The 9,128-nt window shown below is 50.6% G+C and carries 9 protein-coding genes; 5 read left to right on the top strand and 4 right to left on the bottom strand.

Annotated features, from left to right (window positions below):
- Positions 1 to 220: 220 nt before the first annotated feature.
- The gene (locus A918_RS0104215) at positions 221 to 1,231 is read right to left on the bottom strand and encodes an ABC transporter substrate-binding protein (RefSeq protein ID WP_022709846.1); all 1,011 of its coding nucleotides are present in this window, start codon (positions 1,229 to 1,231) and stop codon (positions 221 to 223) included.
- Between the two features lie 849 nt (positions 1,232 to 2,080).
- Between A918_RS0104215 and A918_RS0104210 the strand changes: the two genes are divergently transcribed.
- Complete coding sequence (locus tag A918_RS0104210) at positions 2,081 to 2,509, top strand: EamA family transporter (RefSeq protein WP_022709845.1); 429 nt, start codon at positions 2,081 to 2,083, stop codon at positions 2,507 to 2,509.
- Here A918_RS0104210 and A918_RS0104205 read toward each other — a convergent pair.
- Positions 2,506 to 3,291 (bottom strand): TSUP family transporter, encoded by a 786-nt coding sequence (locus tag A918_RS0104205; protein ID WP_028233372.1) that lies wholly within the window; start codon positions 3,289 to 3,291, stop codon positions 2,506 to 2,508. The genes A918_RS0104210 and A918_RS0104205 overlap by 4 nt on opposite strands.
- A gap of 359 nt (positions 3,292 to 3,650) precedes the next feature.
- Between A918_RS0104205 and A918_RS0104200 the strand changes: the two genes are divergently transcribed.
- Positions 3,651 to 4,103 carry a TerB family tellurite resistance protein gene (locus A918_RS0104200; protein ID WP_022709843.1) on the top strand — a complete coding sequence of 151 codons (453 nt, stop codon included), beginning with the start codon at positions 3,651 to 3,653 and terminating at the stop codon, positions 4,101 to 4,103.
- A gap of 64 nt (positions 4,104 to 4,167) precedes the next feature.
- Here A918_RS0104200 and A918_RS0104195 read toward each other — a convergent pair whose 3' ends face one another.
- Positions 4,168 to 5,217: a P1 family peptidase gene (locus A918_RS0104195; RefSeq protein ID WP_051138981.1), complete on the bottom strand. Its 1,050-nt coding sequence runs from the start codon at positions 5,215 to 5,217 to the stop codon at positions 4,168 to 4,170.
- A gap of 37 nt (positions 5,218 to 5,254) precedes the next feature.
- Positions 5,255 to 6,325, bottom strand: a complete 1,071-nt coding sequence (locus A918_RS0104190; RefSeq protein ID WP_022709841.1) for an ABC transporter substrate-binding protein — start codon at positions 6,323 to 6,325, stop codon at positions 5,255 to 5,257.
- A gap of 480 nt (positions 6,326 to 6,805) precedes the next feature.
- On the opposite strand from A918_RS0104190, the gene A918_RS0104185 reads away from it, so the two are divergent.
- The 3 genes from A918_RS0104185 to A918_RS0104170 all read left to right on the top strand — a co-directional run bounded on the left by A918_RS0104185 (position 6,806) and on the right by A918_RS0104170 (position 9,033).
- Positions 6,806 to 7,348 (top strand): flavin reductase family protein, encoded by a 543-nt coding sequence (locus tag A918_RS0104185; RefSeq protein ID WP_022709840.1) that lies wholly within the window; start codon positions 6,806 to 6,808, stop codon positions 7,346 to 7,348.
- 131 nt (positions 7,349 to 7,479) lie between these two features.
- On the top strand, positions 7,480 to 8,373 hold the full coding sequence (locus A918_RS0104180) for an alpha/beta hydrolase (protein WP_371257500.1): 894 nt from the start codon (positions 7,480 to 7,482) through the stop codon (positions 8,371 to 8,373).
- A gap of 171 nt (positions 8,374 to 8,544) precedes the next feature.
- The gene (locus A918_RS0104170) at positions 8,545 to 9,033 is read left to right on the top strand and encodes a hypothetical protein (protein WP_022709837.1); all 489 of its coding nucleotides are present in this window, start codon (positions 8,545 to 8,547) and stop codon (positions 9,031 to 9,033) included.
- The last annotated feature ends 95 nt before the right edge of the window (positions 9,034 to 9,128 follow it).

Genomic DNA, 9,128 nt, shown 5'->3' with positions numbered 1-9,128 from the left:
CTGTTCTCCGATTTGCAACTCATTCAATTTCTTAAACACTCCCTGTCCGGCATGATGAGGCCGGACAGGAATTTTTGAAGAGGCTTTGTCACTGATAAAAATCAGTGACTAGAGCGGTTTACATCCAGATTGGATCATAGCGCTCGCTCTAGATTCTTTTCATTGTCGCATGTTCGCGGTAGCTCAAATGAATTCATTTGAGCGCGACATGCTCTAAGGATCAGATCGCAGCTTTCACTTTCTCAGCAACATCTGCCGGAACCCACTTCGTCCACATATCTTCCTGTGTTTTCAGGAAGTGAACGGCAGCCTGTTCACCGGTTGCCTGATTGTCGGTCATCCATGCGAGCAGCTTGTTCAGCGTTTCATTCGACCATGACCGGTTTTTCAGATAATCGAGGGCAGGGCCTGCACGATCAGAGAATTTCTTGGTGACCAGTGTTTGCACACGATCTTTCGGCCAGCCGTTTTTCTTCGGATCTGGACAGTCGAGCACTGTGTTGCAGCGTTTCCATTCAGCTTCATCAATGTCATAGCCGGTTTTCAGCATGACCATTTCATATTTGCCGAGCAGGGCGGTTGGTGCCCAATAGAAGGCAGCAATCGGCTCTTTGCGCTCATTTGCTTTGGCGATAGCGCCGTCCAGACCTGCTGCGGATCCGGTATCAATCAGATTGAAACCGGCCTTTTCAAATTCAAAAGCCTTGTAGAACTGGCTGGTAACAACCGTGCCGCCCCAACCCGGTGCACCATTATAAATAGCACCCTTGGACGGATTCTCCGGATCGGGAAACAGATCAGGATGTTTCAGCAAATCGTCGAAGGTTTTAATATCCGGATTTTTGTCGGCAATATATTTTGGAATCCACCAGCCCTGTTCACCGCCATCGGGCAGGGACTCGGACACAGCAATAATTTTGCCGTCATCAAAACCTTTTTTAACAATATCGGGCAGCAGATCGACCCAGCCTTCCGGAGCAATATCCGGCTGACCTTTTTCTACCATGGATGTGATGGTCGGAACTGTATCGCCGACAACGATCTCCGCATTACAGCCATAGCCTGCAGTGAGAATGATTTTATCAAGATTGGAAAGCAGTTCTGCGGACTGCCAGTTCATATTGGAAATGGTGACTTCACCGCATTCGGCAGCTTGTGCAGACACAGACATCATACCGGAAGCCGTCAAAAGACCGGCGGCCAGAATAGTTGAAGCAAAGAGCCTCTTCATATGTGTTCTCCTATTCCCCGTGGTACCGGTTGTTATCTGTCTTCCGGTGGTACCGGTGCCGGAGACAGTTAATTTTTTATAATGATATGCAATATTCTAAGCAGCAAACTGTGCGGCTTCACAACGACGATCTGTAACGAATTAGCGACATTCCTATTTAAAGAGTGAAAAACTTTGCTGCTGTCAGTTGTTTTGTGACAGAAGAGAAATGGAGTGCTACAGTTTTTAAAATGTGACTTATTTTGTCATGAAGATTTTGTGGGTAATATTTAGGTTAGTATAAAATCAGATAAAAATAGTGATATTATACTTTGAGCGATTTTAAGTATCACTTTGATAGTAATGAGGTTTTTGGGAGCCGCAGGCAGCCTGTGCTACAGGCATGAAAAAACTCGCTCTGGTGTAACAGGCGGGACAGATTTCTCAGAATTTAGAGCTGGGAAAATACAGGTGCAGGCTTGGTTGCGGCTGCGCATAGAGAGCAGATACGGCAAAAACCGCGCTATCGCTTTTAAGCTTGCGCGGTGATTGCCAAAATACGCTTGGCTTATCTGCCTCACTCAACGCGGCAGATAAAATACAACTCCGGTACGCAGTACCTGATCCGGAGCGGGAGACATAAATGTCTCTTATCCACTCTTTTAAACACACATCGTTACCGTTCGGTTATCAAGAGTTTAACGGGTGGTAAATATGCAATTTTTTTGATTGTTTTTCTCTCGGGATGCAGATTATTTCTATTGTGCAATACATTAAATAATGGGCTGCGTGACCATTATTGTTAGTAGCATCTGAAAACTCAGAAGATTATTTACAAGAAACGCAGAAGATAAAGTTAAGGAACAGAGAATGACGGAAAGCTGGCAATTCTGGGCGCTGGTATCAGCTGCATTTGCGGCACTGACAGCAATTTTTGCCAAGCTGGGTATTGCCGGAATTAATTCGGATTTTGCGACCTTTATCCGTACATTGGTGATTATCGCAGCCTTGTGTCTGTTCCTCACAATCAGCGGGCAATGGCAGAAAACATCCGATATTTCGGCAAAGAGCTGGTTGTTTCTGGTTCTGTCAGGGCTGGCAACCGGTGCGTCATGGATCGCTTATTTTCGTGCGCTTAAAATCGGGGATGCCGCGCGGGTTGCGCCGGTAGACAAGCTCTCAATCATTATGGTGGCAATTTTCGGCGTGGTTTTTCTCGGTGAAAAGCTCTCCGCGATAAACTGGGCCGGTGTGGTGATGATCGCAGGCGGCGTTATTCTGCTGACCTTAAAAGTTTAAAAACCGATCCAGAGACGCAGCGGATTGCTTGGCTCCATCAGCAGGCGGATTGTCAGCAGGATACAAGTGATAATCAGCAATGGCTTGATGAGACCTGCGCCGACACGCATTGCCAGATGGGCACCGGCTGTGGCGCCGAACATTTGGGCGACACCCATCACCAGACCGATTTTCCAGTTAATCGCACCGAAGGCCAAAAAGGTCAGGAAGCTGCCGAAATTAGAGGCAAAGTTGAGCAATTTTGTGTGGGCGGTTGCTTTGAGCAGGCCATAGCCTGCCAGCGACACAAAGCACAGCATGAAGAATGAGCCGGTGCCGGGGCCAAACAAGCCGTCATAAAAACCGATCAGCGGCACGATGGTTACGCCGAAGAGAAACGGCTTCATACGCTGAACGCGGCTGACATCGCCTGCATTCGGTTTCAATGCGAAGTAAATGGCGATAGCGATCAACAGAATTGGCAGCAAGCCATAGAGAAAATCACCCGGAATATAAGTGGCCAGCAGGGCACCAAGCACAGCACCGAGACCGGACATTAAAGCTTGCGGCAATTGCTCTTTGATATTGACATGGCCTTTGCGCGCATAGGACAGGGTTGCGGAAGATGAGCCGAACAGCGATTGCAACTTGTTGGTGCCCAGTGCCTCAACAGGGGGAATACCGGCCAGCATCAGCGCCGGGACGGTAATCATACCGCCGCCGCCTGCAATCGCATCAATAAATCCGGCAATAAAACCGGCAAGAGCGAGCAGCAGAAGCAGGGAATCAATGGAGGTGGTCATAGACGCGAACATGGGGGAACCGTTCAGAACTGTGCAGCGGGTCTTGCGGCGAGGGGCAAAGCAGGCGGCGGGCTTTTATGTTGGGAGCAATTCATAAAGACTGCCGGATAGAGGTGCAAGATGGGACAGAACAATAACGGGATTGTTTACTTAGAGCGCCGTGCGCCTGTTTGGGCGCACACAGGTCGCTCTAACACCTTTAAAGCAGAGCATAATTCTACCTTAAACTGATCCAGGTTTAAGAAATTATGCTCGATGCTTGTCTTATTTCTAAAGAGTTGCAAGGCAGGGCTTGTCATTTGGCCGCAGTCTTGCCAACACTGCATTTCTTAAAAGACTTGCGTTTTTCGGGGACGATGATGAGTGAAACGATTTTTGAGCGTATCAGCGCTTATCTGAGCAAAAAGACTGCTGTGCAGCGCCTGTCGGAGGATCCGGCTCTGGTCTCCGAATTGCTGCTGCTGGTGCGGTTGGTTTTTGCCGACGGACAGAAAAATCAGGCTGAAATGAATGCATTATTGCGCATCATGCAGCATGATTTTGATATCAAGCCAGAAGAACTGCCTGAAGTGGCAGATTATCTGAAAACATTCTCCTATGAGACGACCAGTACACAGGCCGCTGCTTTATTCAGTGAAATGGTGCCGGAACGCCGTCAGTCGCTTGTCGGACATCTGCTGACCATTGCAAAAGCGGATAACGAAATTCATCCGGCGGAAAGTGCATTGATTGCCCGTGTGGTTGAGCAGCTGAATGTTACACCGGAAGAACTGTTTGAGCGCCGCCAGAACAGCGGACAGGCTGAAGATTAAGCACACTCCCTCAAGCGGGGTAATCAACAAAGAAAGAGCGCGCCCCGACCGGCGCGCTTTTTATTTATTCTCCGGCCATGTTCCAGCAGGAGAACAGATCATTTTCTCTCGGCTTGGCATGATAAACTCCGCGTGCCACAGCGCGTGCCATAGTTGAAGCCGCAGCGGCACAAAGATCAATGAAATCTTCAACCGAGGGTTCAATGCCGCTGGCACCGGTGGCGAGTGCAAAGATCAGATCACCGTCAAAAGGCGTATGTGCAGGCCAGATCGCGCGGGAGTAACCGTCATGAGCAGCAATTGCCAGACGCTTGGCCTGCGCTTTAGTTAAAACCGCATCGGTGGCAATGGTACCGATGGTGGTGTTGGCTGCAGGTGGCAGTGCAGCGCCGTTGTCACGGAATTTGATGCGCAGGTTTGTTGCATTTGCAGGCATAGGTGAGGGGTAACCAATCCCGCCGAATTCATTATCATGCTCAAATGGTGCAGCCCAGAAATGCTTTGTATCACCCACAGTGACAGAGCCGACAGCATTGACTGCAACCAGTGCGCCCATGGTCATGCCATTCGGCAGTCTGTGAGAGGCGGAGCCAAGTCCGCCTTTGAAACCGGCGACCAGAGCACCGGCACCGGCACCATAGCTGCCGAGTTCAAATTCTTCTGCCGCATTTTCCGCTGCCAGATAGCCAAGCTCGCGATAGGGCGGGTAACGTCCCCAGTCTTTGTTGCCGCCATTATGCATGTCAAAGAGAATGGCCGAGGGGACAATCGGAATATAATGCCCTGCCGCTTCAAAACCGATTTTTCTTTCGCGCAAGTAAGCCTGCACACCGGAAGCGGAATCGAGACCGAATGCCGAACCGCCGGAAAGCACAATCGCATTCACGCTTTGCACGGTATTATGGGGCTCCAGCAGATCGGTTTCCCGTGCTCCGGGCGCACCGCCGAGCACTTGCACCGCAGCGGTGGTTTCACGGTCACAGAGAATAGTTGTGACGCCGGTTTTGATATGCTCGTCCTGCGCATTGCCAACCCGCAGCCCCGCCACATCGGTAATCAGATTTCGCAGGCCGGAAACAGTGGTGTTGTGGCTGTGGCTCAGCGGCTTTGTCATTTTCTGTCCCCCCATTTTGGTTTTCCCATTTCTGACTTTATTGTACCGGTTCAAAATCCTTGCCGTTAAAGCGCATCAGCCGGTAGGGATTTTCCTGCCGCAAACCTGCAGGTGTAAAGCTGATGGTGCCACCGGCTGTTTCAAAACGGGTTGAGTATAAAAGCTCGGCAGCGGTTTTTTGCGTTTCTGACGGATTGGTCAGGATCTGTGCGGCAATTTGCAGGGCGCTATAGGCCTCTAATGCATAACCGTCAGCCTTCATATCCTGCGTATCCGGTTGCTTTTCAGCCATAGCGGTAATGGCTTTAATTGCGCTTTCTGCCGAAGCCTGTGTAACGGCCTCAGGTATGGCACTCATCAGCAGCCCTGCTGGCAAAGGGTTTTGCGGGTCAACGCGCAGAAAGGTTTCACTGCCTGCAATTGTCAGAGGCCAATTGGCTGCTGCTGCACTGCGGGCAATGACTGAAGCATCATCCCCTTCACCGCCGAGCAGAATATGGTTGATACCCGCACGTTTCAGCCGTGAGATTAAAGCATTTTGCGAGGTTTGTGCCGGACGGTAAGTGTCGGTCAATGCCGGTTCAAGGCCGCGGGATTTGAAAGCCAATAGAGCATCGCGCGCAAAGTCACGACCCTGAACGGTTCCGTCTTCAATCAAAGCAAAAGGAGCGGTGCGCCAGAGAGGGGCAAGTGTATCGGCCAGAACTGCCGTTGCGAGCCTGCGATCCGGTTGCAACCGGAAAATACCGAAACTTTGTCTGGTTTCCTGCTCAAGAATTGTTGGCTGGCGACTGCCGAGGCTGAGAATGGCTATGCCGTCTCGCGCCAGTACCGGTGCCGCGCCTTCCAGCGATTCACTGCATAAATAGCCAATAACGACTTTGACTTTTGCCTGTCTGAGTTTCTCAGCTGTGGCTGCATCCTGATCTGCTTTGCAATATTCCTGCATATAGACAAGGCTGACCGGATATTGGTTTTGAATTTTAGCCGCTTCCGCACCAAGCATGATCTGTTTTGCCAGCGTGGCATAAGGCCCTTCAAAAGGGGCAACAATACCGATTTGCAGGGGAGAATTATCAGCCTGTGTCTGGCCGTGAGCGGTGCTCATGGTCAGCGCTGATAGTCCGGTACAAAGACAGTAAAGCGTGGCGGCAAGTCTCATGAGATGCGGGTTCAACCTTGATAAGAAAATTCTGCCCTCAGAGGTAGTGTGTTCTGCATCTGCTTGCAATGGCTTAGTATCTGATCCGAAAACCGCCTGACTTGGCTGCAAATGGCAATTTTCTCCGCTTCCGTACTCACATATATTAAGTACGCTCCGTGCAGATGCTCAAAAATCACCATTTTCGCTTGTGTCAGTCGCTTTTTGATTCAGATACTTAAACTTGTTCCGGCCACACCTACGTAACTGTGCTGATTTTCTGTTGTCGTGTTTAGAATTCTGCTTTTATAGAATTAAACGACAGTGCTCACTGTCATTTGATTGCTAAAATCGAAGAGTTGGTACTGTAAAGTGGGCACCGGACGTGTAAGAGGGTGTTGAAATCTTATGCGCATTTTATAGTGGTGCACTGGCAGAGCGATATAAATGAATATGGTAAAGTCTATTGTGACGACAAATCAGGCTGTGGATCCGCTGAACTATCGCAATGCGATGAGCCAGTTTGCCGGTGCTGTGAATATTGTGACGACTGACGGTCCGGCCGGACGCCGTGCTCTGACGCTTTCTGCCGGTTGTTCCGTATCAGATAATCCGGCGACCATTCTGATCTGCCTGCAGCGTGTGCATACCGATAATCTGATGTTCATTGAAAACGGTGTTTTTGCTTTCAATGTGCTTCATGCGGGACAAAAAGATCTCGCAGAGGCTTTTGCCGGCCGCAATCACCTGACCATGGAAGAGCGTTTTGCCTTGGCTGAGTGGGATGTCATGGCAACAGGCTCGCCGGTTCTCAAAGGCGCGCTGGCAAGTCTCGATTGTAAGATCATCTCACGTCAGGATCATGCCACGCATCATGTTCTGTTCGGGGAAGTGCTGGCCTTGCGACAGATTTCTGCGGAACAGTCGCAGGCCGAGGGCAATGAAGCGCTGGTTTATCTCAACCGCTCCTATCATCAGCTTAAAATCTGAAGCCTGTTAATTAAACGAGACTTGGTTTGACAAAAAAGCCCGTGCGCAGCACTCTGCGCGCGGGTATTTTTATTATGAGAATGCTCAAGGACTAAAAGGGGAGACTGCAAAGGGAGATTGCAGTGGGAGTTTTGGGAATTTCATTGCGACCTGCGGGGACGCTGGTTCTGGTTGCGGGATTATTCTGCGCTGGTGCGGCTCATGCGCAACCGCAGTTACAGCCTTTCAAAGATGATTTGTTTTCTACGCAGACCGTGCTGAAAAGCGCCGATGGCGGCAATTATCTCATCCTCGATTATAATGAAATGCGCGACATTAACGGGCGCGATACCATTGTCGAGAAACGCGTACAGGATAAATATGTCTCGCTGAAAATACGGGCGCAGCAGAAGGATGTTGCTGTGCCGACTGCAGCGGGCATGGTGAAGACCTATCAGGTCGGCAAATTGACACCGCAGACCTCCATGATTGTGCTCTATCTCCATGGTAAAGGCGGCAACCGCCATCAGGGCGTGAATGACTTTACATTTGGCGGTAATTTTAACCGGCTTAAGAATCTGGTGGTGCAGGGTGGTGGTGTCTATCTCGCCCCTGATTTTTCGGATTTCGCAGCCAAGGGAACTTCAGAAATTTCCGGTTTGATTGCTGCCATGAAGCAGCAGGCACCACGCGCCAGGGTGATTGTCACCTGCGGTTCAGCGGGTGGTGTTCTGTGCTGGCAATTGACTGCGGATGCAACTGCGGCGCAGCAGATTGACGGGCTGGCACTGCTTGGCTCCCTCTGGGATGACCAGTTCCGCAAGAGCGTTGCATTTAAACGCAAGGTTCCGGTTTTCCTGAGCCATGGTAGTCGTGATCCGGTTTTTGCGATTGACAGTCAGGAAGCTTTTTACCGGTCTTTGCGCAAAACAAAGGGCGGATATCCGGTGGTGATGCATCGTTATGAAAGCGGCAATCACGGTACGCCGATCCGCATGACAGACTGGCGGGTGGCATTGAACTGGCTTGTCAGCAAGGCTCCATAAAATCTGTTGCGGATAATGGCCGTGCAGGACATTTTGACTGTGGAGCATGAAGGATTGTTGGTCAGTGTGACTGTGCTGCCACTCGACATTTGGGAAAAAGCGAATAGGTTCGGCTCAGAAAAAAGTGACGATTTCACTGCAATAACATCTGTTTTATGAATGAGGCATGGTATGCGCACCAGCACAGGTTCCGCAAAACGTTTTGTACTTCTGGCAATGTTTGCTCCGCTGGTTGCCGCCTGTACCACAACATCCAATACAACACCGGCTCCGACAACGGCTGCTGCACAGGCGCCGGTTCCGGTTGCTTCGCAAATGCCTAGCTTCCCGCAATTCGTGCGCAGCAATGTAGCGCCTGAACTGGCAAATCCGTGCATTACAGCAGCGGCTAACCGCTACTATATTCCGGAGCGCGTGGTTACTGCTGTAGACAGCCGTCCGGGCGGCGGTGGCAATACGGATGTGATCCTGAAAGTGGATTCCCGTGATGCACGCTGCACAATCAGCGCCAACGGTACTGTGCGTTCGGTTGTTGATACCAGCCCGATGAGCGCCGATCAGCGCGCAGCCAATGAAGCTGCCGCTAAAGCGCCTGCAGCAACGCCTGCCAAGGCTGCACCTGCGAAAAAAGCCGCAACAAAACAGAAAAAAGCCAGCTGATTTTTTAGAGCGCCGTGCGCCCTCCCGGGCGCACAAAGGTCGCTCTAACATTTTATAGGCTGAGAATTACAAAAAAGGCCGCGGTCGTGAGACAC

The organism is Pseudochrobactrum sp. AO18b (assembly GCF_000409565.1).
Classification (GTDB): Bacteria; Pseudomonadota; Alphaproteobacteria; order Rhizobiales; family Rhizobiaceae; genus Pseudochrobactrum; species Pseudochrobactrum saccharolyticum.
The sequence above is the reverse complement of the archived record's forward strand: the minus strand, read 5'-3'. Positions and strand labels throughout refer to the sequence as shown.